Origin of the sequence: Rathayibacter sp. AY1D5 (assembly GCF_002932515.1) — a bacterium.
In the GTDB taxonomy this organism is placed as follows: Bacteria; Actinomycetota; Actinomycetes; order Actinomycetales; family Microbacteriaceae; genus Rathayibacter.
Genome location: NZ_PSVU01000033.1, coordinates 1 through 25,321, shown reverse-complemented (window position 1 = coordinate 25,321; position 25,321 = coordinate 1). Strand labels below are relative to the sequence as shown.

Genomic DNA, 25,321 nt, shown 5'->3' with positions numbered 1-25,321 from the left:
GTGATGTGTCGCTCCGGCGCTGTGAGCGCTGTCGGGAGCGGGTGGAGGTGTGCGGGACGGGGCCGGGCGGGGCCGCTCTCAGCGGGCGGTGCCGTCCGTGCGGCGCGCTTTCGCGCACCGACCGTCCCGTACATCCTGCCAGCGTTCCCTGGGTCGCGGGTCCAGGAGGCGGGATCCGGGCCTCGCAGGCGCTCAGGCGCGCGCGTCCTCCGGGGTCTCGGCGGCCTCCTCCGCCGCGCGGAGCACGCGCAGGGTGTTGCGTCCGGCGAGGTCGAGCAGCTCCGCGTCGCTCCAGCCGCGGTCGGCCAGCTCGGCCAGCAGGCGCGGGTAGCCCGAGACGTCGCCGAGCCCCTCGGGCAGGTCGGCGACGCCGTCGAAGTCGCTGCCGAGGCCGACGTGCCGGGACCCGACGGCCTCGCGGGCGGCGTCGACGTGGTCGGCGACCTGCGCGACGGTGACGAGCGGCGCCGGATGCGCGCGGCGCCACTGCTCGAAGGCGGCGAGCGCGGCGGGGTCGGCCACCGGGAACGCGGCCCGGTTCGCCCGCGCGGCGTCCTCGGGCGCCTCGGCGGGGCGGGGGGCGCGGGGCCAGGGCATCGACGTGGTGAGCCCGAGCGCGGCGCGGGCGGCGTCGGCCTCGGCCGACCAGTCGGCGAAGGCGCGCGAGACGAACTGCGCGACGAAGGCGATCTGCAGCACTCCTCCGTTCGCGGCGAGCGCCGCGAGGGCCCGGGCGGAGACGTTGCGCGGATGCGCGGCGACGTCCGCGACTCCGGAGTGGGAGTAGAGGACGGGAGCGGAGGTGGCGGCGAGCGCGGCGAGCTGGGTGCGCTCGGAGGTGTGCGAGAGGTCGACGACGACGCCGAGCCGGTTCAGCTCGTGGACGACGGCCACCCCGTCCGCCGTGAGCCCGCCCTCGACCGGGGTGCCGGTGGCGGCCTCCGCCCAGTCGAGGGAGCTGTTGTGCGTGAGCGTCATCGTCCGCACGCCCAGCCGGGCGAGCATCCGGAGCACGCCGAGGGAGGAGGCGACGGAGTGGCCGCCCTCGATCCCGAGGAAGGAGGCGATCCGGCCGGAGGCGACCGCCTGCTCCGCCTCCCGCACCGTGGTCACGATGCGCAGGTCGCGCGGGTGGGCGGCGGCGAACCGGTACGCGGCGTCGATCTGCTCCAGCGTCGCGGCCACCGCGTCGCCCTCGCTCTGCAGCGCCGAGACGAAGACCGACCAGACCTGCGCCGAGACGCCTCCCGCGCGCAGCCGCGGCAGGTCGGTGTGGAACTCCGGGCGGGGCCGGTCGAAGCCCTCGACGCGGTACCCCTCGTAGCGCCGCAGCCCGCAGAGCAGGTCGTTGTGCGTGTCGAGCAGCACCTCGCCCTCGAGGAGCCGGCGGAGGCGCTCGGCGCTCACGCGTCGTCGTCGGTGGGGATCGGCCCGACGCCGCGCCAGCGGGAGAACACCAGGGTCGTGTAGGTGTCGGCGACCACCGGATCGGAGGTGACGCAGTCGAGGACGAAGTCGCTCAGCTCGTCGGGGCTCGCGGCGACCACCTCGATCAGGTAGTCGTCCTCGCCCGCGACCAGCCACAGGTTCACCACCTGGGGCAGCTTCGACATCGCCTCGGCGAAGCGGGCGTTCTCGGCCCGCGAGTGCTCGCGCAGCTGGACGCGGAGGATCGCGCGGATGCCCTTGCCGAGCAGGCGCGCGTCGACCTCGGCGTGGAAGCCCGAGATGACTCCGCTCTCGATCAGCGCCCGCACCCGGGCCAGCGAGGAGGAGGGCGCGAGGCCGATCCGGTCGGCCAGCTCCTTGTTCGGGATGCGCCCGTCCTGCACCAGGACGTTGATGATCGCGCGGTCGACCTCGTCGAGCCGGACCGGCCTAATTATGTTCGGCAAGGGAGACACCTTTCGCGGGCGTGAGCCGCTTCTGTGCGGCCAGAGTGGGAATCGCTGTACAGGATACAGAACGTTTGCCTCGACGGGCATCGACGTGCAGACTTTCTGCGATATCACCGAACGCATGCGCCAGTCCCCTCGATGACGCCGCACCCTCCCGACTCCCCCGAGTCTCCCGATGCACCACACACGAAGGGGTACCTCCTCCCATGAAACGGCTCCCGAAGCTCCTGATGGCGGCGGTCGCGATGACCGCGGCCGTCGGCCTGCTGTCCGCCTGCGGCACCGACTCGACGTCGTCGAGTCAGGCCGGCACGTCCTCCCACGTCCTCACCGTCGGCAAGCTGCTCCCCCTGCAGGCCGTCGATCCGCACAAGGTGAACGACGGCATGTCGAACGAGGTGCTCACCGCCGTCTTCGACGGCCTCTACACGCTCGACGCCGACGGCCAGATCGACCCGCTGATGGCCGAGAGCGTCGAGAAGTCCGACGACGGCCTGACCTACACCTTCACGATCCGCGACGCGTCGTGGAGCAACGGGACGCCGGTCACCGCGCAGGACTTCGAGTACTCGTGGAAGCGCCTGGTGAACCCGGCCACCGCGGCCCCGAACAGCAACGAGGCGGTCGCCGCCGGCATCAGGAACGCGAACGAGATCGTCAACGAGGGGATGGACTACACCCAGCTCGGCGTCACGGCGCTCGACGACAAGACCCTGCAGGTGCAGCTCGCCGCGGACGTGCCCTACTTCCAGGCGCTGCTGGTGCGGCCGGCGTTCCTCCCGGTGAACCAGGCCTACCTGGAGAGCGTGGGCGACACCTACGGCCAGACCCCCGAGACGACGATCTACAACGGGCCCTTCGTCTGGGACTCCTGGGACTTCGCGAACAACTTCTCGGTCGCCAGGAACGCCGACTACTGGAACGCCTCCGGCATCGACCTGGATGCGATCAAGTGGCAGGTGGTGAAGGACTCGCAGACCGCGGCGCTCCTCCAGGAGAGCGGCGACCTCGACTTCACCGAGATCTCCGGAAGCCTGATCGACCGCTACACCGACTCCCCCGAGCTGACCACGGCGCTCGAGGTGCACATGTGGTACTTCTACCCCAACCTCCAGAACCCGGCGCTCGCGAACGAGGACATCCGCACCGCGCTGGCCACCTCCTTCGACAAGGAGGCGCTCGCCGACGAGGTGCTGAAGAACGGCGCCCAGCCCGCCGACTACTTCGTCGGGCAGAACCTGGCGGTCGGACCCGACGGGAAGCAGTTCCGCGACACGGGCGGCAGCTACCTCGCCTACGACCTCGACGCGGCGCAGGCCGCCTGGACGAAGGGCCTCGCCGCCCTGGGCACCGACTCGGTGAGCCTCAAGCTCTCGTACTGGGACGACGAGGCCTCGATCGCGCAGGCCGAGTACGTCGCCTCGCAGTGGGAGGCGAACCTGCCAGGTCTGAGCATCGAGCTCACCAGCCAGCCCAAGGCGACGGCGAACGAGCAGGCCACGGCCGGCGACTTCGACCTCTACCTCTTCCGCTGGGGCCCCGACTACAAGGATCCGATGGCGTTCCTGGAGCTGCTGTCCTCCACCTCCGCCCGCGACTTCGGCGGCTATGCGAACCCGGAGTACGACTCGATCATCGCCGCGGCCCGCACCGCCGACATGCTCTCCCAGCCGGAGGCGCGCTGGCAGAGCCTGCACGACGCGGAGGACATCCTGATGGGCGACGTGGCGGTGATCCCGACCGTGCAGAACGGCATCGCGATGCTGATCAACCCCGCCGTGCAGGGCATGGAGGTCCGCAACGTGAGCCTGACCTGGAACTACCGCCTCGTCACGAAGGACGACTGATGCGCACCACCCCCCGAGAGGAGACGGCACGATGACCGCGACGAGGACCCTGCGCGAGCTGATGGAGTCCGGGAGCGTCCTGGCCCCCTGCGTCTTCGACTGCTCCTCCGCCCGAGCGGTCGAGCTGGCCGGCTTCGAGGCGATGCTGCTGAGCGGATCGGAGGTGTCGATGTCGATGAAGGGCATCCCCGACCTCGGACTGCTCTCGCTGGAGGAGCTCCTCTGGGCGGTGGAGCGGATCGTCGACATGTCGCCGCTGCCGCTCGCGGTCGACATCGAGGACGGCTTCGGCGCCAGTCCCCTGCAGGTCTACGAGACCTGCAGGCGGGTGGCCAAGGCCGGCGCGATGGCGGTGCTGATGGAGGACGAGTTCGAGCCCGGCTACGCCCGGGACGTCTCGGCCGACAACATGATCCCCCGCGAGGAGTACTACGCGAAGGTGCGGGCCGCCGTCCGCGCCGTCGAGGGCACCGACTGCATGGTGATCGCGCGCAGCAACTACGGCAGCGCGAATCTGGAGGAGGGCATCCAGCGGATGATCGACTGCGTCGCCCTCGGAGCGCACGCGACGGTCGTGGTCAACGTCACGACCCTCGCGGACGCCGCCGAGGTGGCCCGCCGGGTGCCGGGGCTGAAGATGTTCGCCGACATCAACGCCAAGCGCGGCCTCGAGCAGATGTCGTTCGCGCAGCTGGCGGAGCTGGGCTTCCAGCTGGTCACGATGCACTTCACGATGAAGGCGTCCATGGCCGGGATGATCGAGGCCGGCCGGGCGAACCTCGCCGAGATGGGCAACACCTACTCGAACGAGCTGATGCCGGAGGAGTACCCGGGCCACAGCGGCATGGCGTTCTTCGCCGCGCAGGAGCTGCTCGACCTCGAGTCGGAGTTCTCGGGCCGAGTCCAGTCGTTCAACGACCCTCGGACCGTGCACGCGGCCCCGGCCGGCTGAGCGCGACCGCACCTCTGCAGGGCCGTCCGCCCGCGCCTCGAGCGCGGCGGGCGGCCCTTCGTCGTGCGCGGGGCGCGAGGGGCGCGGCGCCGAACATCGTTCGGCCGAGAGCCCTCACTGCCGCACGCAGCCGAATCCGCTTCGGCAGCAGCGTCGCATCGGCGCTTCTGTTCGGCTGACTTGCCACTCAATCGCGTTCTATGCAGACTTGAGCCACTACCACCGAACGACCGAGGCTCCGAAGCCGGATCAACGAAAGAGACTCACTCCCATGACTGAACTGGCACAGACGAGCGGAACCGCTACGATCGGCTCCTCTCAGCCCGACTTCGTCGAGATCGACGGCTTCACGCTCACGATCGAGGACATCGCGCTCGTCGCCCGCGGGCTCTCGGACGGCACGTTCCCCGAGGTCGTCCTCAGCGACGAGGCCCGCCGGGTCACGAACGAGGCCCGCGCCTACGTCGACGAGCACTTCCTCGCCCCCGACGCCCCCGCCATCTACGGCATCAACACCGGGCTCGGCCGGCTGATGGACGTCCGCGTCCCCGCCGAGGACCAGGCCCGCTTCCAGCGCCTGGTCATCAACTCCCACTCCGCCGGAGTCGGCGAGCCGCTCCCCCTCGACGAGACCCGCGCGCTGCTGCTGCTGCGCACCAACGCGATCGCCAAGGGCATGTCGGGCGTGCGGATCGAGTGCATCGACCGCCTGATCGCGATGCTCAACGCCGACGTCCTCCCGGTCATCCCGGGCCAGGGCTCGGTCGGCGCCTCGGGCGACCTCGCCCCCCTCGCGCACATGGTCAGCGTGATGGTCGGCCACGAGAAGGCCGAGGCCTACCACCGCGGCGTGCGGATGCCCGCCGTCGAGGCCCTCACTGCGGCCGGACTCGCCACCGAGTTCGAGCTCAAGCCCAAGGACGTCCTCGCCCTGATCAACGGCTCCACCATCTCGCTCGCCACCGCCTGCCTCGCCCTGCACGACGCGTGGAGCCTCACCCGCCAGGCGGACGTGGCCCTCTCGCTCTCGCTCGAGGCGATCCGCGGCGAGCTCGACGCGTTCGACGAGCGCATCCACCTCGCCCGCAACGCCCCCGGCCAGGTCGACGTGGCCGCGAACGTCCGCGCCCTCACCGCGGGCAGCGAGCGCACCGTCGAGGAGGCGCGCCGCCTCCGCCTCCCGGACGAGCAGCGCGTCGGCGGCGTCTACAAGCCGCGCGTGCAGGACGCCTACTCGCTGCGCTGCGCGCCGCAGGTGCACGGCACGACCCGCGAGTCGCTCCTGTTCGCGCAGACGCTGCTGGTGCGCGAGGCCAACGCCGCGACCGACAACCCGCTGGTGCTCCCGGACGGCGAGGGCGGCTACGACGTCCTCTCCGGCGGCAACTTCCACGGCGAGCCGATCGGCGTCGCGGCCGACCTCATCGCGATCGCGGTCGCCGAGATCGGCGCCATCTCGGAGCGCCGCTCGTTCCGCCTCACCGACCCCAACCTCAGCTACGGCCTGCCGCTCAACCTCGTCGGCGGCCAGCTCGGCCTCAACACGGGCTTCTCGATCGTGCACTGCGCGGCGGCCGCCATCGCCTCCGAGAACAAGGTGCTGTGCTTCCCCTCCGTCGTCGACTCGATCCCGACGAAGGCGAACCAGGAGGACCACGTCTCGATGTGCACCTTCTCCTCGCGGAAGGCGCGCAGCATCATCCACAACACGCAGGTGATCCTCGGAGTCGAGTTCATCCTCGCCACCCAGGGCATCGACCTCGCGTCGCCGCACCTGGAGGACCGGGCGCTCGGCGAGGGCAGCACGGCCGCCTACGAGGCGGTCCGCTCGATCGTGCCGATGACCCGCGAGGACATCTACCAGTCGGAGCAGATGATCAACGCGCAGGCGATGGTCGTGCTCGGCACCGTCCTCACCGCCGTCGAGGCGCGCATCGGAGCCGTGCGGTGACCGCGGGCGGGACGGTCGTCCACGGCCGCGTCGTCACGCCGGGCGCCGTGATCGAGGACGGGGCGGTGGTCGTCGAGGACGGCCGCATCGCCGCCGTGCTCGGCGGACGCGAAGCGGCGCGCGCCCTCACGGAGGCCTCGGTCGTGATCGGCGGCGCGGGGATGCTCGTCCTGCCCGGCGCGGTCGACGCGCACGTCCACGCCTTCTCGGAGCCGGCCGAGACGTTCACCGGCGCGACCTCGGCCGCCGCCGCGGGCGGGGTGACCACGATCCTCGACATGCCCTACGACGCGGGCAGCACGGTGAACACGGCCGCCGCCGTCGTCGCCAAGCGCGAGCGCCTCGAGCGCGAGGCCGTCGTCGACGTCGCCCTGCACGGCACGGTCCGCCCCGGGGACGGCGCGCGGGACGTGGCCGGGATGATCGACGAGGGCGTCTGCGGATTCAAGGTCTCGCTGTTCGAGACCGACCCGATCCGCTTCCCCCGCATCCCCTCCGACCAGCTGCTCGAGGCCTTCGCGATCATGGCCGAGCGCGGCGTCCGCGTCGGCGTGCACGCGGAGGACGGCGAGATCATCGGCGCGCTCGTCGCGGCGGCGAAAGCCGCGGGCCGCACCGCCCCCCTCGACCACGTCCGCAGCCGCCCGCCCGTGTCCGAGACCTCCTCGGTGGCGCTCGGGCTCGAGCTCGCCTCGGCGGCCGGTGTGCCCTTCCACATCTTCCACGCGAGCCTCCCCGGCACCGTCGAGCTCGTGACGGCGAGCGCCGCCCGCGGGCTCGACGCGACGCTGGAGACCTGCCCGCACTACCTCGTCCTCACCGAGGACGACATGGAGCGGCTCGGCGCCCTCGGCAAGATCAACCCGCCGCTGCGCACCGCCGAGCACGCCCGCGGGATGTGGGAGGCGCTCGCCGACGGCCGGATCGGCCTGGTGACCTCCGACCACGCGCCGTGGCCGCTGGCGAAGAAGAGCGCCGACGTGATCTTCGACAACGCCTCCGGAGCGCCCGGCGTGCAGACCCTGCTGCCGATCGTGATCGGCGCCGGCTACCTCGGCGGCCGCCTCTCGCTGCTGCGCGCCGCCGAGGTCCTCGCGACGAACCCCGCCCGCGCATTCGGCCTCGGGCACCGCAAGGGCGCGATCGAGGCGGGCCTGGACGCGGACTTCGCCGTCGTCGACCCGTCCGGCACGACCGTGATCGACGACACCCCGATGCTCTCGACCGCCACCTGGAGCCCCTACGCCGGGATGTCCTTCCCCGGCCGCCTCGAGACCACCGTCGTCCGCGGCACCCCCGTCTTCAGCCGGGCCGAGGGCCTGCTCGCGGAGCCGGGCGACGGACGCTTCGTCGCGAGGGCCGCCTGATGGGAGAGCAGTCCCTCCGCGCCTTCGTCGACGCGCTGCCCGCCGACGAGCTCGTCACCGTCGAGCGCACCGTCGACGCCCGCTTCGAGCTGGCGAGCGTGCTCGCGTTGCTGGACCGCGGCCCGGCCGTGCGCCTGACCTCGGTCGCCGGCTCGGCCCACCCGGTCGTCGGCAACGTGCTCTCCAGCCGCGAGCGGATCGCCCGCGCCGTCGGCTGCCGGGTCGACGAGCTGCTCGACCGGCTCACCGCCGCGGTCGCCGACCGCACCCCGGTGCGCGTGGTCGAGGACGCTCCGGTGCAGGCCGTGCGCCTGCCCGCCGCGTCCGTGTGGGAGGAGGTCATCGCTCCGGTCTGGTTCGAGAAGGACTCCGGCGGCTACCTCACCGCCGGGCTCATCGTGGCGTTCGACCCGGTTACCGGGCACCGCAACGCCTCCTACGCGCGGATCAAGCCGCTCGACGCGACCACCGGCTTCGTCGGGATCGCGCCGAACCACCACCTCACCGCGCTCTCGCGCTCGGCCGCGGCCGTCGGCGGGCTCCCCGTCGCCGTGGTCCTCGGCGCGCACCCGGCCGTGCAGCTCGCCGCCTGCTGCTACCTCGCCCTGGGCGACGACGAGCTGGAGCACGCCGCCCACCTGCTCGGCGAGGAGGTGCGGGTCGCGCGGGCCACGACGAGCGACGTGCTCGTCCCCGCCGACGCGGAGATCGTGATCGAGGGGATCCTGCACGCCGACCGGCCGGTGCACGAGGGCCTCGTGAACGAGTACCACGGCATGTACGAGGACTACGGCGACGGGATCACCCTCGAGGTCACCGCCGTGACCCGCCGCGAGTCCCCCGAGGTCCAGGTGATCCTGCCCGGCCTCTCCTCGGAGCACAGCTACATCGCGGCGCTGCCCATCGCCGCCGGCATCCGGCACGCGCTGCGGAACGTCGGCTGCGACATCGTCGACGTGGCGGTCACGCACTCCGGCGGCGGCCGGGTCGACGTGGTGGTCGCGATCGCGAACGGCCGTCCGGGCACCGCCAAGCGCGTGATGTTCGGCGCGTTCGCGGCCGTCAGCATGGTCAAGCAGGTCACCGTCGTCGACTCCGACGTGGACGCCTGGGACATGGAGCACGTGCACTGGGCCCGGACGAGCCGGATGCGGTGGGACCGCGACCTGATGCTGGTCGACGGGGTCGCCACCGACCGCAACGTGCCGATGCAGGTCGGCGGCACCGTGACGAAGGTCGGGATGGACGCGACCCGCAAGATGGGCGACCGCGCCCTCGGCGCCGAGCTGGCCGTCCCGCCCGGGGACGTCCTCCGCCGCGTGCGCGACGCCCTCGTCGCCGACGGAGTCGCCCTCCGCCCCGCCGTCGTCGTGCACGGCTCCCTGGCCGACGACGGGGAGGACCCGCGATGACCCCCGACGTGCGCTTCCCCGACGCCGGCCGACTGGCCCTCGACCTCGACGAGATCGCCGGCCTCGTCGACTCCTCTCGCCCCGGCTGGAGCCGCGTGGCGATGACCGAGGTCGACACCGACTCCCGTCACTGGGTCGCCGAGCGGATGCGCTCCGCGGGCCTGGAGGTCCGGATCGACGGGATCGGCAACGTGATCGGCACCCTCGCCGGCACGGGAGCCGCCCGCCGCGCGATCGTGATCGGCTCGCACACGGACACGGTGGACGGCGGCGGGCGCTACGACGGCGTCGTCGGCGTGCTGGGCGCGATCGAGGTGGCGCGCCTGCTGCAGGAGTCGGGGATCCGGCTCCACCACGACCTGCGCGTCGTCGACTTCTACAACGAGGAGGCCAACCGCTTCGAGCTCTCCTGCCTGGGCAGCCGCGCGCTGGCCGGCTCCCTCACGGGCGAGCACCTCTCGGCGACCGACGACACCGGGCGCACCCTCGGCGCCGCCCTCGAGGCCGCCGGCTGGTCCGACCCGCTCTCGGGCACCCGCTGGAGCCCCGACGAAGTGCTCGGCTTCCTCGAGCTCCACATCGAGCAGGGCCCGGTCCTCGAGCGCGAGGGGCTGCCGCTCGGAGTCGTCACCTCGATCGCGGGCATCTCGCGGTTCCGCACCCTCTTCTCGGGCCGCCGCGACCACGCGGGCACCATGCCGATGGCGCTGCGGCACGACGCCGGCTGCGCCGCGGCCGGCGTGGTCCTCGCGGTCGAGCGCATCGCCTCCCGGGCCGCGGAGGCGGTCGGCACCGTCGGCTCCGTCACCTTCACCCCGGAGGCGACCAGCGTCGTCACCGAGAGCGCCCTGGTCACCGCGGAGTTCCGCAGCCCCGACCCCGGCTGGTTCACCCTCGCCCGCGAGCAGATCGCGGAGGCCGCGGCCTTCGAGGCGGCGGCGCGCGGCCTCGGCCACGAGGTGACGTGGCTGCCCTGGGAGCGCCCGACGGCCATCGACCCCCGCCTCGCGGACGGCATCGGCCGCTCCATCGAGCGCCTCGGCCACCCCGCCGCCCGCCTTTACAGCGGAGCCGGGCACGACGGGGTGCAGATGGCGAGACTGGGACCCATCGGCATGATCTTCATCCCCTCGCAGGACGGCCGCAGCCACTGCCCGGAGGAGTACACCGGGATCACGGACATCGCGGTGGGCGTGCACGCGCTCGCGCAGTCCGTGCTCACCCTCGACAAGGAAGGCCTCGCATGAACCGCACCCGCCAGGAGCCCCCCGGCCGCGTGATCGTCGCCATCACCGGCGCCTCCGGAGTCGGGATCGGGGTCCGCATCCTCGAGCTGCTGCGGATGGATCCGGGGCTGCGCAGCGACGTCATCGTCTCGAAGGCGGGCGCGATGACGCTCGACCAGGAGTGCGGCCTCACCCAGAAGCAGGTGGAGGCGCTCGCCGACACGGCCCACCGGCCCGCGCACATCGGCGCCTCCATCGCGTCGGGGTCCACGCCCGCCACGGCGATGGTGATCGCGCCCTGCACGATCAAGACCCTGAGCGGCATCGCCTACGGCCTCGCCGACAACCTGATCACGCGGGCGGCCGATGTCTGCCTCAAGGAGGGCGTGCCGACGCTCCTGATGGTGCGGGAGTCGCCGCTGCACCGCGGCCACCTCGCCGCGATGGACGCGGTGGCCCGCTCGGGCGGCATCATCGCGCCGCCGGTCCCCGCCTTCTACACGCGGCCCGCCTCGGTGGAGGAGATCATCGACTCCCTCGCCCGCCGCGCCCTGGTGCGCGTGGGGCTGACCCAGTTCCACGCCCGCTCCTGGGCCGGCATCCCCGAGGACGGCGAGCGCGCCGTGCTCGCCGAGGGGTCGAGCCGGTGACGAAGTACGTCGCCACCCGGCTGCTCACCTCGGTCTTCACGATCGTCGCGATCGCGATCGTGATGTTCGCGCTGCTGCAGCTGCTCCCGGGTTCGCCCTTCAACAGCGAGAAGCTCGACGCGGTGCAGAAGGCGCTCCTCACGCAGAAGTACGGGCTCGACGAGCCGGTGCTGCTGCGGCTGGGCACCTACCTGGTGAACCTCGCCCGCGGCGACTTCGGCATCTCGTACAACCTCATCCCGGACTTCCCCGTCTCGGAGATGCTCGGCAGCCGCCTGCCCGTCACGATCCGCATCGGCCTGCAGGCCCTCGTCCTCGGCGTGGTGCTGGGACTGCTGATCGGCATCGTCTCGGCGATCCGCCCGCGCGGCTGGTTCGACAACCTCTCGACGTTCGTCTCGGTGATCGCCTTCAGCGTCCCGTCGTTCGTCATCGCGCTGCTGCTGGTCTACTTCGTCGGCTTCGAGTGGAAGCTGCTGCCGATCCGGTACTCCGAGTCGGACCCCTTCACCTCGAGCGTGCTGCCGACGATCTCGCTCGCCGCCTACGTGATGGCGGTGACCGCCCGCTACGCCCGCTCCGAGATGCTCGACTGCCTCGAGAGCGACTACATCCTCCTGGCGAAGGCGAAGGGCATCGGCCCCTCCAAGGTGATCGGCCGGCACGCTCTGCGCAACACCCTGGTCTCGATCATCACGGTGCTCTCGCCGCTGCTGATCGGCCTGATCACCGGCTCCGTCGTCATCGAGCAGATCTTCGGAGCGCCGGGCCTGGGCCAGCTGCTGCTCACGGCGATCCAGAACGTCGACTACAACATCGTCATCGCGATCAGCCTCGTCTACAGCATCATCTACATCCTCGTGATGCTGCTCGTCGACGTGCTCTACGGACTGATCGACCCCCGCATCCGACTGGCAGGACAGGCAGCATGAGCGACCGCGTCTTCCCCACGGCCGGCCTCGACGCCGGCGTCCCGCCCGAGGGCCTGCGCCTCGTCTCGCCGGGCAACCGGCCCGCCGGGCCGCCGACCACCTCCACCCGCATCATCCGCGGCGGCGGCCGCGACATCGCCCGGCGCTTCCGCGGCAACTGGCCGGCGATGGTCGGCCTGGTGCTGCTGGTGGTCATCGTCGTGCTGAGCCTGGTGGTCCCCTTCTTCCCCGCGGCCGGAGGAGGAGCGGACGTCGGCTCGCGCTTCCTCCCGCCGCGCGTGCCGCTGCTCGAGGGCCTCGGGATCCTCGACGGCACCCGCGACGGCCAGGACGCGTACGCCGCGGCGGGCCTGCCGCCCGGCACCTACTTCCTCTTCGGCACCGACGAGCTGGGCCGCGACGTGTGGTCGCGGGTCTGGAGCGGCACCCGCGTCTCGCTCCTGATCGCCGTGATCGCCTTCGCGATCGACGTGGTCATCGGCATGACCTACGGCCTGGTCTCGGGCTACTTCGGCGGTCGCACCGACTCGGCGATGCAGCGCGTGGTCGAGGTGCTCTCCGGCATCCCGCAGCTGGTGATCGTGACGCTCTTCGTGGTCGCCGTCGGGCCGGGCATCGGCGCCATCGTCTTCGGCCTCCTGCTGAGCAACTGGCTCGCGATGAGCCGCGTCAGCCGCGCGCAGGCGCTGCGCCAGAAGACGGAGGAGTACGTGCTCGCCTCGCGCACCCTCGGAGCGCGGGACAGCCGGATCGTGTTCGTCGAGATCCTCCCGAACATCATCGGCCCGATCGTGACGATGAGCATGTTCTCGATCCCGTCGGCGATCTTCACCGAGTCGTACCTGTCGTTCGTGGGCCTGGGCGTCCAGGCGCCGATGGCCTCGCTCGGCTCGCTCGTCAGCGTCGGCTACAAGTCGTTCCTCTCCTATCCGTTCCTCGTGATCGTCCCCGTGGTCGTGCTGGGCCTGCTCATGGTGGCGTTCACGCTCGTCGCCGACGGGTTGAAAGAGGCCACCGATCCGCGACTGTCCCACTCGAGAGGCCACTGACATGACCGAGAGCAGCACGGGCACGACCCGTCAGGACACGGCCGGACCGGAGCGCGGCAGGGTCCTTCTGTCGGTGCGAGATCTGGCGATCTCGTTCGACAACGAGGGCGGCAGCGTCGAGGCGATCCGCGGACTGGGCTTCGACCTGCACGAGGGCGAGGTGGTCGCGATCGTCGGCGAGTCCGGCAGCGGCAAGTCGGTGACGGCGCGCGCGATCCTCGGCCTGATGGCCCGCAACCAGCGGATCACCGCGGGCAGCATCGAGTTCTCGCACCGGAGCGACGACGGCACGGTGACCGCGAAGGACATCGCGGCGATGCCCGAGTCGGCGATCCGTCGCGAGATCTGCGGGCGCCGCATCGCGATGGTGTTCCAGGACGCCCTGACCTGCCTCGACCCGACGATGTCGGTCGGCAAGCAGGTGATGGAGGGGATCCAGGAGCACTTCGGGCTCGGCCGTCGCGAGGCGCGCGCCCGTGCCGTGGAGCTGCTCGGCGAGGTCGGCATCGACGATCCGGAGCGGCGGTTCAAGCAGTACCCCCACCAGCTCTCCGGAGGCATGTGCCAGCGGGTCAACATCGCCATCGCGCTGTCGTGCAACCCGGACGTGCTGATCTGCGACGAGCCGACGACCGCGCTCGACGTGACGATCCAGCTGCGGATCCTCGAGCTGCTGAAGCGCCTGCAGGCGGACCGCGGGCTCTCGGTGATCTTCATCACCCACGACCTCGGCGTCGTCGCGACCGTCGCCGACCACGTCAGCGTGATGTACGCCGGACGGATCATCGAGCAGGGCACCGCCGAGCAGGTCTTCTACGACCCGCGGCACCCCTACACCTGGGGCCTGCTCTCGGCGATGCCGGACCTGACCACCGACTCCCCCGAGCTGTTCGCCATCCCCGGCAGCCCGGCGAGCCTGGTGAACCGCGCGCCGGGAGACCCCTTCGCTCCGAGGAACCCGTTCGCGCTCGAGATCGACTTCGTCGAGGAGCCGCCCCTCTTCGACGTCGGCGGCGGGCACCGGGTCGCCTCGTGGCTCTGCCACCCCTCCGCTCCCCCGGTCGAGATGCCGGCGCCGCTGCGCGCCAAGATCGACGCCATGCTCGCCCCCAGTGAAGGACCGACCCCGTGACCGCACTCGCTCCGACGCCCGACTCCGCGCCCGCCCTGCTCTCGGTGCGCGGCCTCACCCAGGTGTTCCGGCTGGGCCGGCGGCACCACGTGACCGCGATCGGCGGCGTCGACTTCGAGATCCGGCGCGGCGAGACCTTCGGGCTGGTCGGCGAGTCCGGCAGCGGCAAGTCCACGATCGGCCGCTCGATCATCCGGCTGATCGACCCGACCGACGGCCAGGTGGTGCTCGCGGGCCGCACGATCAGCGGCCGGCTCGACGCCGCCCAGCGCGACCACCTGCGATCCAGCATCCAGATGATCTTCCAGAACCCGATGTCGAGCCTCAATCCGCGCAAGACCGTCTTCGACATCGTCGCGCAGGGACTCACCACCCAGCGCCGGTACTCCTCGGCGGCCGAGCGCGACGAGAAGGTCTACGCGATCCTCGAGAAGGTCGGCCTCGACCGCTCCCACGCCGACCGCTACCCGCACCAGTTCTCGGGCGGCCAGCGGCAGCGCATCGGCATCGCCCGCGCGCTCGTGATGCAGCCCGACCTCGTGATCGCGGACGAGTGCGTCTCGGCGCTCGACGTCTCGATCCAGGCGCAGGTCGTGAATCTGATGCGCGCGCTCCAGGAGGAGCTCGGCACCGCGTACCTCTTCATCGCCCACGACCTCGCGATGGTGAAGTACATCTCCGACCGGATCGGCGTCATGCACAAGGGCCACCTGGTCGAGACGGGCACGACCGCCGAGATCTTCTCCGGCCCCGTGCACCCCTACACCCGCTCGCTGCTGCGCGCCGTGCTCTCGGCGGACCCGCGCGCGATGCGCCGCCGCGCCCCCTCCGAGCCGTACGACCCGGTCGCGCTCGGGATCGACTACTCGGCCGGGAGCGTCCACGAACTCTCGCCGACCCACCGCGTCCTGGCGACTCCGGAGGAGCTGGCGGCCTGGCGCGCGTGACGGCCGCCCGGCGTCAGGACTCGTCGGCCTCGAACCGCAGGGGCCGGTCGGCCACCGGCAGCCCGGAGCCGCGCACGGCGGCCTCGATCGCGGCGTGCCCGCCGTCGGGCGCGACGATCCGCAGGCCGTCCTCGGTCGCCCAGTAGGCGGTGACGCCGTGCTCCTCGACGAGGGTCGTGAGCAGCGCGGCAATCCGCTCCTGCTCGCCGGGACCGACGGTGATCGCGGCCCAGGGACCGGAGATCTCGACCGGGGCGCCCCGCTCCGCGCCCGCAGCGTCCCGCAGGTCCTCCGCCGCCCGGACGATCGGGAGCAGCGCGGGCAGCCCGCCGGAGACGTCCTCGAAGGAGTCGAGGGCGAAGGACCCCTCGCGGAGCGACGCGTGCAGCTCCAGGCCGCGGCCGAGGCCGTCGATCCGCTCGAGCAGGGCCGAGGCGTCGACAGCGGGAGCGGGGCACGCGCCGGTCGGCTCCTCCGCGCCCGCGAAGGAGAGGGCGTTCCCGCCGGCGGACGTCGCCCGGAACGACCACAGCACCGGATCCGCGTACTCGGTCGCGCAGGCCGTCGCGAGGGCGTCGGCGAGCGCCGGCTCCTCGACCGCGACCCCGACCCACGAGGTCGGCGGGCCGAACGCCGGCGCCTCGACCCAGCGCTCGGCGCCGTCGAGGGAGACTCCGGGCACCGCGGCGACCTCGCTCGTCAGACGGTCGAAGCCGGCGTCGGGCCGTGCGAACGGCGTCTCGTCGATCGTCCAGACGAGGAGCGTCAGCCCGCCGGCGGCGAGGGCCGCGGCGAGGACGCCGGCGACGGGGAGGAGGAGGCGACGGGACACGCCCCCATCCTCGCTCCCCTCCTCCGCGGCGTCACGTGGACATCGGGTGAACGGACGGTGCGCCGGCGTCGACGGCTCCCGCCTCGATCGAGCGCATCATCCGCGTGTTCACGGGCGACGGGTGGACCGAGTCGACCCGGACGCCGGTGCCCGCGAGCTCGAGGGCCGCGCTCCTGGTGAGCCCGGCGACCTCGCGCTTCGAGGCGACGGAGGGGCTGAGGCCCGGGGCGCCGTCGAGCCCGGCGACGGAGGAGGTGGTGATCACGCTGCCCCGCCCCTGCTCGATCATCCGCGGCAGCACGGAACGGAGCCGGTGCCGACCCGCTCCCAGCACGCTGGGCGGCCGCCGGCCGCCTGCCACGGGGGTCGACCTCCGCGGGGGGCAGGGGTTACCGGCGCAGTCCCGAGACGAGCGCGAGGAGCCCGTCCATCGACTCGACGACGAGGGGCGGGAGGTCGCCGCGCTCGGCGACGAAGGCGATCGCGAGCACGCCCGCTCCGGACGCGTCCGACTGCTCCCGCTCCGGCACAAGGCCCAGCGCGCGGGCCGCCGTCTCCGCTTGACTGGGGGCGACGCGCCGACCCTCGGCGCACCCGGGAGGCGACATGGCGAACCACCGTTTCGAGCTGCGGTCCGGCCGCGGGATGGGCGTCTCGGCGGCGGGCGATCCCGTCGCCGACCGGCTGGTGGTGTTCTGCCACCCCACTCCCGGAGCTGGCGGCTTCGACCCCGACCCCACTGTCACCGGCCCCTGGGGCCTGCACCTGCTGATCCTCGACCGCCCCGGCTACGGCGCCTCGGACCCGGTCGACGCCGCTCACGGCCGCGTCGAGGACCGCGCGGACGACCTCGCCGAGTACCTGCGCCGCTCCGAGCGCACCGCCCGCATGGTCGAGGGCGCCCGCTTCGGCAGCGTCGGCGTGGTCGGCTGGGGCTCCGGCGGCGCGTTCGCGCTCTCGCTCGCGGCCCGGCACCCCGACCTCGTGGACCGCCTCGCGCTGGTCGGCACCCCCGCGCCCCCGCAGGCCGGCGTGATCGTGCACCCCACCAGCGCGTGGGAGCGGCGCGAGACCCTCCGCGGGGAGGACGCCGACGCGATCGCCGCCGCCCTCCCGCAGACGCAGCCGGGCCTGGACGCGCTCGGGATCGACTCCGACGACCCGGTGCTCACTACCCACGGCGGACTGCGCAACCGGCTGGAGCGGATGCTCGCCGAGGGCTGGCGGCAGGGCCCGAGCGGCGCCGCGACCGACCTCGCGGCCCTCCGCGACGGCTCCTGGGCCGACGACCTCGACCGGGTGACCGCCGAGACGCTCCTGGTCCACGGCGACGCGGACCCGGTGGCGAGCGCCGAGGACGGCCGCTGGTACCGCGGCCGCCTCGCGCGGGCGCGCACCGTGACGGTCGACGGAGCCGGCCGGCTGGCGCTGGTGCGCGAGTGGCGCCGGATCCTCGACCACGTCGCTCCGCTCGAGCGCGGGGCGGAGGGCCGATGAGCGGCCTGGGCGCGGGCCCGCTCGTGCTCGTGTCGGCGATGGCGGTCTCGGGAGTCGTCCACCTGGTGCACCCGCGGACCTTCGACGCGGTGGTCCCGCGAGGGATGCCCGGCTCGGCGCGCGGATGGGTCCTCGTCTCGGGAGCGGCGGAGCTGGTCTGCGCGGCCGCGACGCTGCACCCGCGGACCCGCGCGGCCGGCGGTCTCGCCTCCGCCGCCCTGATGGCCGCCGTCCTCCCCGGCAACGTGCAGATGGCGCGGGACGCCCGTCGGCCTCGGACCCGGGTGATCACGCTGCTGCGCCTCCCGCTCCAGATCCCGCTCGTGCTCTGGGGTCTTCAGGCGGCACGCAGCCGCTGACGCAAGCCCGCGCGGGCGCGGATCGCCCGCTGCTACCGTCCAGGCATGACCGACCAGAGCGCGGACGACCGCTACGACCAGCTGACCAGCGCCCCGAAGGCGACGGAGGCCGACGCGGCCCCGCGCATCGAGGTCTCCACCACCGAGGCCGGCGACACCCGCATCGACATCCGCGAGGACGCCGCCGTGCGTCCGGGCCGTGTCGACGAGAACGGCGACGAGCTCGACGAGAGCCGCGACGATGCCTGAGCGCCGCCGCGCCGCCCTCGTCTACAACCCCGTCAAGGTCGACCTGGAGTCCGTGAAGGCCGCTGTGAAGCGCGCCGAGGAGGCCGCCGGCTGGGAGGAGACGCTCTGGTACGAGACCTCCGTCGAGGACCCCGGAGCCGGTCAGACGAAGGAGGCCCTCGCCGCGGGCGCCGACGTCGTGATCGCGGCCGGCGGCGACGGGACGGTCCGCGTCGTGGCGGAGGCCCTCCGCGGCTCCGACGCCTCGCTCTCGCTGCTGCCCTCCGGCACCGGCAACCTGCTCGCCCGCAATCTGAACCTCACGCTCGACGACATCGACAACTCCCTGACCGTCGCGTTCTCCGGACAGGACCGGGCGATCGACGTCGGGATGATCGACATCGAGACCTCCACGGGCCGCGACCGCCACGCCTACGTCGTGATGGCGGGCCTCGGGATCGACGCGAAGATGCTCGCCAACACCGACGACGACCTCAAGAAGCGGGCCGGCTGGCTCGCCTACGTGGACGCGCTGCGGAAGGCCCTGCTCGACAAGAACCAGCTCGAGTTCCGCTACCGCCTCGACGGCTCGAAGACCCGCAAGGTGCGCGCGCACACGATCATCGTGGGCAACTGCGGCGCCCTGCCGGCGAACATCCTCCTGCTGCCGGACGCGGCCGTCGACGACGGCGAGTTCGACATCGTCCTGCTGCGCCCCGAGGGCTTCTTCGGCTGGGTGCAGATCATCTTCAAGGTGGTGTGGGAGAACGGCGTGCTCCGCCGCAGCGGCGTCGTCGGCAAGAAGCTGATGGGCCTGACCAAGGAGGTATCGGCCCTGCGGTACGTGAAGGGCCGCGACCTCACGGTCCGCCTCGAGCACGCGCAGGAGATCGAGCTCGACGGCGATCCGTTCGGCTCGACCTCGGCGTTCCGCACCTGGATCGAGCCCGGCGGGCTGACGGTGCGCGTCCCGGCGTAGCGCCGGCGGCGGCCGGGCGGATCCGCCCGGTCCGCCTCCCGCCGGGAGAGAGGATCGTCATCCCTCCCGGCGGAGGCGTCTGCTCCGAGCAGGGCGGTGCAGTGCGGCTTCGGGTACCGCACCCCATGCACCTGCATGAACACGGCGACTGTAGTGCGGAATCCGTCGCCGCCGCAACGATCCGCGGGGCTCCGGCGGCTCGAATGGGTAATTCCACCGTGCGATGCTCCGTGACCGCGACGGATTCCGCAGCTGACTCGCCCCGCCAGGAACGTGATCGCCCGTCCGTCGATCGACGGGGCTTCTCCTCGGCACGGTGCCGACACGCGCACGAAACGCCCGCCCGCTAGCGTGCGGACATGACATTCCGTGCGTCAGCCGCGCTCAGCGCGCTCGTGGCCTCCTCCCTCCTCCTCGCACCCGCCGCCATCGCCTCCCCCGCCGCCCGCGCGGGCGCCGTCGACGGGGGCACCAGCGCCGGCGATCCCTACTTCCCCGGCCTCGGCAGCAGCGGCTTCGACGCCCTCACCTACAGCCTCGTCCTGAAGTACGATCCGACGACCCGGGCCCTCGGCGGCAGAGCCGTGGTCACCTTCGCGCCCCAGAAGGACCTGCGCTCGCTCTCCTTCGACCTGACCGGCCTCACCGTCTCGAAGGTCACCGTCAACGCCGGGGTCGCCCGGTTCTCGCAGTCGGGGGACGAGCTGACCGTCACGCCCGCCCGGACCCTCCGGAAGGGCCTGCCCGCGCTGGTGAGCATCGACTACGCCGGGACCACCGGGAACCCCGTCGACGGCACCGGGGCCCCCTTCGGCTGGTGGTCGACGGACGACGGCGCCCTGGTCGCCAGCGAGCCGGACGGCGCCTCGACCTGGTACCCCGTCAACGACTCGCCAGCCGACAAGGCGCGCTACACCTTCAGCATCACGGTCCCGGAGGGCCGGACGGTGGTCGCGAACGGCCTGCCGGTCGGCTCCCCCACCACGTCGAAGGGGTGGACGACCTCCCGCTGGGTCGAGACCAGCCCGATGGCGAGCTACCTCGCCATGGTGAACATCGGCGACTACGACCTGGTCCGCTCCACCCAGGGCGGCGTGACGACCATCGACGCGATCGACCGGGACATCACCGGCGACACCCGCGCCCGCACCGAGGCGGCGCTCGCGAAGCAGGGCGCGATCATCGACTACTTCTCCTCCGTCTTCGGCCCGTACCCGTTCCGCTCGGCCGGAGCCGTGGTCGACGACGAGCGGATCGGCTACGCCCTCGAGACCCAGGGCCGCTCGTTCTACTCCGGCGGCGCGGACGAGTCGACCGTCGCGCACGAGACCGCGCACCAGTGGTACGGCGACAGCGTCACTCCGGAGACCTGGTCCGACATCTGGCTGAACGAGGGCTTCGCGACCTACGCCGAGTGGCTCTGGGAGGAGCACACCGGCGGCGCGAGCGTCACCGAGTCCGCCGCCCGGGTCGCCGCCGCTCCCGCCGACGACCCGTTCTGGTCGACCGCCGTCGCCGACCCCGGAGCCGCGGGCCTCTTCGACGCGCCCGTCTACGCCCGCGGCGGCCTGACCCTCGTCGCCCTCCGCGACCGGATCGGCGCGGACGCGTTCGGCGTGCTGCTGAAGCGCTGGGCCTCCGAGAACCGCTACTCGAACGCGACGACCGCCGACTTCCAGGCCCTGGCCGAGAACGTCTCCGGCTCCGACCTGGCGGACTTCTTCGACACCTGGCTGCGCACGCCGGAGAAGCCCGCCGGTCTCTGACCCCCGCATCGCCGCGGCGCGGGCGGGGTGTCAAGGAGGGACGGCAGGTCGGCCCGAGCCGATACCGTCCCTCCATGGGCTTCTTCGACCGCAACGACTCCTCGACCAGCGCCGCAGCGCCGCAGCCGAGCGCACCCGATCCGCAGCGGCGGGTCTGGAGCGACGGCCTCGGCCGGTTCGCCACCCGCTGCCTCCAGGTGGTCATCGTCCTCCTGCTGGCCTCGGTGCTCGTCTTCGCGATGACGCAGCTCACGCTGGTGCTCATCCCCGTGATGATCGCGCTCATCCTCGCCGCGGCGATCCACCCGGTCCTGGCGTGGATGCGGCGCAAGGGCGTGCCGTCGATCCTCGCGACCTGGCTGGCGCTGATCGGGCTGCTCGCGGTCCTCGGCGCGGTCGGATGGCTGATCACGGTCGCGGTCCGCAACCAGTGGGACGAGCTGGTCAGCAGCGCCTCCGACGGCATCACCTCGCTGCAGGACTACGTGCAGCACCTGCCGTTCCAGATCACCGACGAGCAGATCGAGTCCGCCCGCCAGTCGGTCGTCGACTTCCTCACCTCCAGCTCGTTCGGCAACGGCGCGCTCGCGGGCGTCTCCGCAGCGGCGAACTTCATCACCGGCCTCGTGCTGATGATCGTGGTGCTCTTCTTCTTCATGAAGGACGGCCCGAAGATCTGGGAGTTCCTCCTGCGCCCCTTCACCGGCTCGGGCTACGAGCGCGCCAAGCGCGTCGGGCACAAGACGGTCGACGTGCTGGGCGGCTACGTCCGCGGAACGGCGACCGTCGCGGCGGTCGACGCGATCGGCATCGGCGTCGCGCTGGCGATCATCCAGGTGCCGCTGGCGATCCCGCTGGCCGTCATCGTCTTCCTCACCGCGTTCATCCCGATCGTCGGAGCCACGGCCGCCGGCATCCTCGCCGCTCTCGTCGCCCTGGTCGCCAACGGCCCGGTCGCCGCGCTGATCGTGATCCTGGTCGTCATCGGGGTCAACCAGCTCGAGGGCAACTTCCTCCAGCCGGTCGTGATGGCGCGCTCGCTGAAGCTGCACCCGCTGATCGTCCTGATCGCCCTGACCGTGGGCACCGTCCTCGCCGGCATCGTCGGCGCCGTGCTGGCCGTGCCGATCGCGGCCGTCGTCTGGGGCATCGTCTCGATCTGGAACGGACCCTCCGACCCCGCCGAGCCCGCGCGGCAGAAGCGCGCCGAGACGGTCTAGGCCCCCGGGATCGTCGAGCGCGCGCCTAGCGCTCGACGATCCCGTCGCGCAGAGCCTGCCTGCGGAGCGAGATCTTCGTGCCGACGGCCAGTCCCTCCGCCCGGTACTTGCCTCGGGCGCTGCGCAGCGAGCTCCGCGCGGCGTCCTGGGTGATGCCGAGGAGCGTCGCGACCTGCTTCAGCGGCATCCCGTCGACGAAGAGGCGCACGATCTCCCGCTCGCGGTGCGTCAGGGTGCCCGGGCGGTCGGCCCCGAGCAGCTCCCGCGTCTGCGCCGTCAGGAAGCGCTCGTCGCGCGCCGCCGTCCGGATCGCCGCGAGGATCGTCTCGGTCCGCTCGCTCTTGACCACGTAGCCGTGCGCCCCGGCCTCGAGCGCCCGGCTGATCGTCCCCGGCTCGGAGTGCGTGCTGATGATGATCGTGGCGGCGCCGGCGGCCGCGATGATCCGGATCTTCATGGCGAGGTCGAGCTCGTCGCCGAGGTCGATGTCGAGCAGCACCACGTCGGTCGGGAAGGCCGGGTGAGCGAGCAGGTCCGTCCAGGTGCCGGCCGTCGCCGCCACGCGGATGTCCGTGCCCGAGCGGCGGATCCACTCCGCCAGCGCCGCCAGCAGGATCGGGTGGTCGTCGAGGATGGCCAGCGTGATCGCGGGCTCGTCGCTCATGTCGTCGTCCTCCTGCGGGGCCGGTGGGCGACGAGGATCCTCGTCGCGCCGTGGTCGGTCGTCGTGCGGTGCTCGCCGAGCTCGCTGAGGATGCCCCAGACCGAGCGGTCGAGGTCGCGGGCGCGGATGCCCGCGGCGACCAGGGCGAGCTCCACCCCGCCGCTCTGGCCCGGCTCCAGGCGGACGGCGAGCGGAGTCCTCCCCGCGGGGGCGGTGAGCAGCCAGAGCACCGAGAGCAGCCGCGAGCGGTCGAGCGGGGCCAGCAGCGCCGCAGCCCCGCTCGGATCGTCGATCGCGACAGCGGAGGACAGCAGCGCCGACTCCTCCACCGCGATCCTCAGCCAGGTGCGGTCGTGGCTGCGGGCGAGCGCCTCGCGGAGCTCGTCTCCGAGCACCCGCGCCCGCTCGCCCAGCTCCTCGTCCAGCGGCACCGGCGTCCGGACCCGCTCGAGGAGCTCCTCGATGCGGGCGTCCACCTGCGAGAACTCGTCGTCCGCGGCGTGGACGGTGCCGTCGGCCAGGCTGCGGTCGAGCGTGCGCCGCACGTACTGGTCGAGCGAGGTGAGCACGACGACGCACACGGCCGCGGGCGCGACGGCGAGGAGGACGTTGCCCACCGCGAGGGCGGCGCCTCCGTCGCCGAGCAGCGCCTGGCCGACGAGTCCGAGCGCCGCGAGCGCGACCAGGACCACGAGGGCGAGGAACGAGCGCGAGAGCGGCTGGAAGGTGATCAGCGCGATCACGCCCGCGCCCACTCCCACGCAGACCGACGGGTAGTACATCGGTGCCGGAGTGGGCAGCGCGTGGTCGGCGAACTCGAGCAGCAGCGCGATCACGTCGACGCCGAGGACGCCCGCGAAGGCCCAGCGCGGCAGCTCGCCGTGGCGGCGCAGGGCGATCGCGGCCCCCGCCGCGCTCGCGGCGATCACGAGCAGCCAGGAGAGACCGCTCACCCAGGTCGCGGACCGGGCGTCGAGGGACCAGAGGTACGAGATCAGTCCGCGGATGTCGAGCATCACCGCCATGGTGAGGAAGCCCAGCCCGAGGTAGCTCCCGCTCAGGCGGTTCGGCCGGGTGAGGCGCTCGCGGATGCTCCACAGCGCTCCGGGGCTCCGATCCGCCGCGCGGACCAGCTCGAGGAGCGTCCCGTCCTCCGGCCCCTCCTCCTGCCGCGTCCCGCTCACAGCGGCACGCTCAGCAGCGGCACGCTCAGCAGCACGGTCGCGCCGGATCCCGGCGCCGAGAAGACCCGGACCGTGCCGCCCACCGCCTCGACGCGGCCGACGACGGACTCCGCGAGGCCCAGGCGCCCCGGCGGCACCGCGGCCGGATCGAAGCCGCGCCCCTCGTCCGTGACGACGACGCGGAGCGAGCCCGCCTCCTCCGCGACGCTCACGTGCGCCAGCGCTGCCCCGGAGTGACGGCGCACGTTCTCGAGGCACTCCCCGGTCGCGCGCACCAGGGCGTCGAGCACCTCCGCACGGATCCGCGGCTGGGCACCGCCGTGCCAGCGCACCTCGACGCCGACCTCCGCCGACCGCCGACCGAGCGCGGCGAGCGGCTCGGGCAGCCGGACGCCGGAGGCCGGCTCCGGCTCGTCCACCGCCTCCACACCGCGCAGGAGCGCGAGGTCGGCCGCCGCCCGGTCGCGCAGCACCGGAGCCGGCACTCCCTCGCCCCGATGGGCCACGAGCGTCAGGGTCGCCAGGATGGTGTCGTGCATGAGCCGCGCGTCGGCGCGGTGCCGCGACTCGGTCTCGCTGGAGCGGCGCTCGGCGTCGTGGGCCCTCCGGAGACGGGCCGTGCCGACGTGGGCCCGCGCGACGCTGCCCGCGAGCCAGCGGGCGGCCGTCAGCAGCAGGGCCCAGCAGACGACGATCGAGAGGAGGACGAACGGCGCGCGCCCGGACGCCCCCGTCGTCGCCGCCCCGAGGACCAGGACCGGGAGCAGCGCCAGGACCGCGGCCCAGGGCAGGCCCCGCCAGGCGCCGACGGCGAGCATCGCGCACGGCAGCGCCATCGAGGTGAGCATCGTGATCCCGCTCAGGACGGCTCGGAGGGAGGCGTCGACGTCCGGCGAGAGGAACGCGACGAGCGCCGCGACGTCCAGCGCGAGCCCGAGGGCGACCGCCCTCGCCCCCGTCGCGACGGACCGGCTGGGCGCGAGCTGCACGAGCGCCGAGACGACGAGCAGCGCGGCGCTCGGCACCACCGTCAGCAGCTGGGCCGGAGTCAGGGCGATCAGGTGCAGGGCTGAGGCGGCGGTGAGCACCCCGCCGGCCCGCCGAGCGCAGAGCACGCCGACCTCCCGCTGCTCGCGCAGCAGCACCGCGGCGTCGGCGGGCCGGCGGGGTGCTCACCGCCGCCTCAGCCCTGCACCTGATCGCCCTGACTCCGGCCCAGCTGCTGACGG

The 25,321-nt window shown here is 72.8% G+C and carries 25 protein-coding genes; 17 read left to right on the top strand and 8 right to left on the bottom strand.

Annotation, left to right across the window (positions count from 1 at the left end):
• Positions 1-192 precede the first annotated feature (192 nt).
• The gene (locus tag C5C82_RS11265; RefSeq protein ID WP_104295238.1) at positions 193-1,407 is read right to left on the bottom strand and encodes a dipeptidase; all 1,215 of its coding nucleotides are present in this window, start codon (positions 1,405-1,407) and stop codon (positions 193-195) included.
• On the bottom strand, positions 1,404-1,895 hold the full coding sequence (locus tag C5C82_RS11260; protein ID WP_208543320.1) for an Lrp/AsnC family transcriptional regulator: 492 nt from the start codon (positions 1,893-1,895) through the stop codon (positions 1,404-1,406). The genes C5C82_RS11265 and C5C82_RS11260 overlap by 4 nt, the downstream gene beginning before the upstream one ends.
• Before the next feature lie 209 nt (positions 1,896-2,104).
• Here C5C82_RS11260 and C5C82_RS11255 point away from each other — a divergent pair, with 209 nt between their 5' ends.
• The 11 genes from C5C82_RS11255 (at position 2,105) to C5C82_RS11205 (ending at position 15,363) form a co-directional block, all read left to right on the top strand.
• Complete coding sequence (locus tag C5C82_RS11255) at positions 2,105-3,745, top strand: peptide ABC transporter substrate-binding protein (protein WP_104295237.1); 1,641 nt, start codon at positions 2,105-2,107, stop codon at positions 3,743-3,745.
• Between the two features lie 31 nt (positions 3,746-3,776).
• Positions 3,777-4,697 carry an oxaloacetate decarboxylase gene (locus tag C5C82_RS11250; protein WP_104284021.1) on the top strand — a complete coding sequence of 307 codons (921 nt, stop codon included), beginning with the start codon at positions 3,777-3,779 and terminating at the stop codon, positions 4,695-4,697.
• Between the two features lie 271 nt (positions 4,698-4,968).
• Entirely contained in the window at positions 4,969-6,648 is a 1,680-nt protein-coding gene (gene hutH, locus C5C82_RS11245) for a histidine ammonia-lyase (RefSeq protein ID WP_104238813.1), read from the top strand.
• Positions 6,645-8,015, top strand: coding sequence for a dihydroorotase family protein (locus tag C5C82_RS11240; RefSeq protein ID WP_104355094.1), 1,371 nt, complete (start codon positions 6,645-6,647; stop codon positions 8,013-8,015). The genes hutH and C5C82_RS11240 overlap by 4 nt, the downstream gene beginning before the upstream one ends.
• A complete protein-coding gene (locus tag C5C82_RS11235) occupies positions 8,015-9,427 on the top strand; it encodes a UbiD family decarboxylase (RefSeq protein WP_104295235.1) in 1,413 nt (470 codons plus the stop codon). Before C5C82_RS11240 ends, C5C82_RS11235 begins: the two co-directional genes overlap by 1 nt.
• Positions 9,424-10,674 carry a M20 family metallo-hydrolase gene (locus tag C5C82_RS11230; protein ID WP_104355093.1) on the top strand — a complete coding sequence of 417 codons (1,251 nt, stop codon included), beginning with the start codon at positions 9,424-9,426 and terminating at the stop codon, positions 10,672-10,674. The genes C5C82_RS11235 and C5C82_RS11230 overlap by 4 nt, the downstream gene beginning before the upstream one ends.
• On the top strand, positions 10,671-11,303 hold the full coding sequence (locus C5C82_RS11225) for a UbiX family flavin prenyltransferase (RefSeq protein ID WP_104238809.1): 633 nt from the start codon (positions 10,671-10,673) through the stop codon (positions 11,301-11,303). Before C5C82_RS11230 ends, C5C82_RS11225 begins: the two co-directional genes overlap by 4 nt.
• The gene (locus tag C5C82_RS11220) at positions 11,300-12,235 is read left to right on the top strand and encodes an ABC transporter permease (protein ID WP_104238808.1); all 936 of its coding nucleotides are present in this window, start codon (positions 11,300-11,302) and stop codon (positions 12,233-12,235) included. Before C5C82_RS11225 ends, C5C82_RS11220 begins: the two co-directional genes overlap by 4 nt.
• The gene (locus C5C82_RS11215; protein ID WP_104355092.1) at positions 12,232-13,284 is read left to right on the top strand and encodes an ABC transporter permease; all 1,053 of its coding nucleotides are present in this window, start codon (positions 12,232-12,234) and stop codon (positions 13,282-13,284) included. The genes C5C82_RS11220 and C5C82_RS11215 overlap by 4 nt, the downstream gene beginning before the upstream one ends.
• A 1-nt stretch (position 13,285) precedes the next feature.
• Positions 13,286-14,416, top strand: a complete 1,131-nt coding sequence (locus tag C5C82_RS11210; RefSeq protein ID WP_104249940.1) for an ABC transporter ATP-binding protein — start codon at positions 13,286-13,288, stop codon at positions 14,414-14,416.
• Positions 14,413-15,363: an ABC transporter ATP-binding protein gene (locus C5C82_RS11205; protein WP_104249941.1), complete on the top strand. Its 951-nt coding sequence runs from the start codon at positions 14,413-14,415 to the stop codon at positions 15,361-15,363. Before C5C82_RS11210 ends, C5C82_RS11205 begins: the two co-directional genes overlap by 4 nt.
• A 13-nt stretch (positions 15,364-15,376) precedes the next feature.
• Here C5C82_RS11205 and C5C82_RS11200 read toward each other — a convergent pair whose 3' ends face one another.
• From C5C82_RS11200 to C5C82_RS17305, 3 genes are all read right to left on the bottom strand, one after another.
• A complete protein-coding gene (locus C5C82_RS11200; RefSeq protein WP_104295233.1) occupies positions 15,377-16,195 on the bottom strand; it encodes a hypothetical protein in 819 nt (272 codons plus the stop codon).
• Between the two features lie 31 nt (positions 16,196-16,226).
• Positions 16,227-16,496 (bottom strand): SDR family oxidoreductase, encoded by a 270-nt coding sequence (locus C5C82_RS11195; RefSeq protein ID WP_258062866.1) that lies wholly within the window; start codon positions 16,494-16,496, stop codon positions 16,227-16,229.
• Between the two features lie 88 nt (positions 16,497-16,584).
• A complete protein-coding gene (locus C5C82_RS17305) occupies positions 16,585-16,803 on the bottom strand; it encodes a hypothetical protein (protein ID WP_146083688.1) in 219 nt (72 codons plus the stop codon).
• Here C5C82_RS17305 and C5C82_RS11190 point away from each other — a divergent pair.
• The 6 genes from C5C82_RS11190 to C5C82_RS11165 all read left to right on the top strand — a co-directional run bounded on the left by C5C82_RS11190 (position 16,802) and on the right by C5C82_RS11165 (position 22,244).
• The gene (locus C5C82_RS11190; RefSeq protein ID WP_104295231.1) at positions 16,802-17,692 is read left to right on the top strand and encodes an alpha/beta fold hydrolase; all 891 of its coding nucleotides are present in this window, start codon (positions 16,802-16,804) and stop codon (positions 17,690-17,692) included. The genes C5C82_RS17305 and C5C82_RS11190 overlap by 2 nt on opposite strands.
• On the top strand, positions 17,689-18,051 hold the full coding sequence (locus C5C82_RS11185) for a hypothetical protein (RefSeq protein ID WP_181068405.1): 363 nt from the start codon (positions 17,689-17,691) through the stop codon (positions 18,049-18,051). The genes C5C82_RS11190 and C5C82_RS11185 overlap by 4 nt, the downstream gene beginning before the upstream one ends.
• 45 nt (positions 18,052-18,096) lie before the next feature.
• The gene (locus C5C82_RS11180) at positions 18,097-18,300 is read left to right on the top strand and encodes a multidrug transporter (protein ID WP_104292681.1); all 204 of its coding nucleotides are present in this window, start codon (positions 18,097-18,099) and stop codon (positions 18,298-18,300) included.
• Positions 18,293-19,258 (top strand): diacylglycerol kinase family protein, encoded by a 966-nt coding sequence (locus C5C82_RS11175; RefSeq protein ID WP_104295230.1) that lies wholly within the window; start codon positions 18,293-18,295, stop codon positions 19,256-19,258. The genes C5C82_RS11180 and C5C82_RS11175 overlap by 8 nt, the downstream gene beginning before the upstream one ends.
• A 359-nt stretch (positions 19,259-19,617) precedes the next feature.
• Positions 19,618-21,024 carry a M1 family metallopeptidase gene (locus C5C82_RS11170; protein WP_104295229.1) on the top strand — a complete coding sequence of 469 codons (1,407 nt, stop codon included), beginning with the start codon at positions 19,618-19,620 and terminating at the stop codon, positions 21,022-21,024.
• 74 nt (positions 21,025-21,098) lie between these two features.
• A complete protein-coding gene (locus C5C82_RS11165; protein ID WP_104233055.1) occupies positions 21,099-22,244 on the top strand; it encodes an AI-2E family transporter in 1,146 nt (381 codons plus the stop codon).
• Positions 22,245-22,269: 25 nt separating this feature from the next.
• On the opposite strand, the gene C5C82_RS11160 is transcribed toward C5C82_RS11165, so the two are convergent.
• Genes C5C82_RS11160 through C5C82_RS11150 form a run of 3 tightly spaced genes read right to left on the bottom strand, consistent with a single transcriptional unit; the run spans position 22,270 to position 25,237 of the window.
• Positions 22,270-22,908 carry a response regulator transcription factor gene (locus C5C82_RS11160; RefSeq protein WP_104295228.1) on the bottom strand — a complete coding sequence of 213 codons (639 nt, stop codon included), beginning with the start codon at positions 22,906-22,908 and terminating at the stop codon, positions 22,270-22,272.
• Positions 22,905-24,092 carry a hypothetical protein gene (locus C5C82_RS11155; RefSeq protein ID WP_104295227.1) on the bottom strand — a complete coding sequence of 396 codons (1,188 nt, stop codon included), beginning with the start codon at positions 24,090-24,092 and terminating at the stop codon, positions 22,905-22,907. Before C5C82_RS11155 ends, C5C82_RS11160 begins: the two co-directional genes overlap by 4 nt.
• Complete coding sequence (locus C5C82_RS11150) at positions 24,089-25,237, bottom strand: sensor histidine kinase (RefSeq protein ID WP_104355091.1); 1,149 nt, start codon at positions 25,235-25,237, stop codon at positions 24,089-24,091. The genes C5C82_RS11155 and C5C82_RS11150 overlap by 4 nt, the downstream gene beginning before the upstream one ends.
• Between the last annotated feature and the right edge of the window lie 84 nt (positions 25,238-25,321).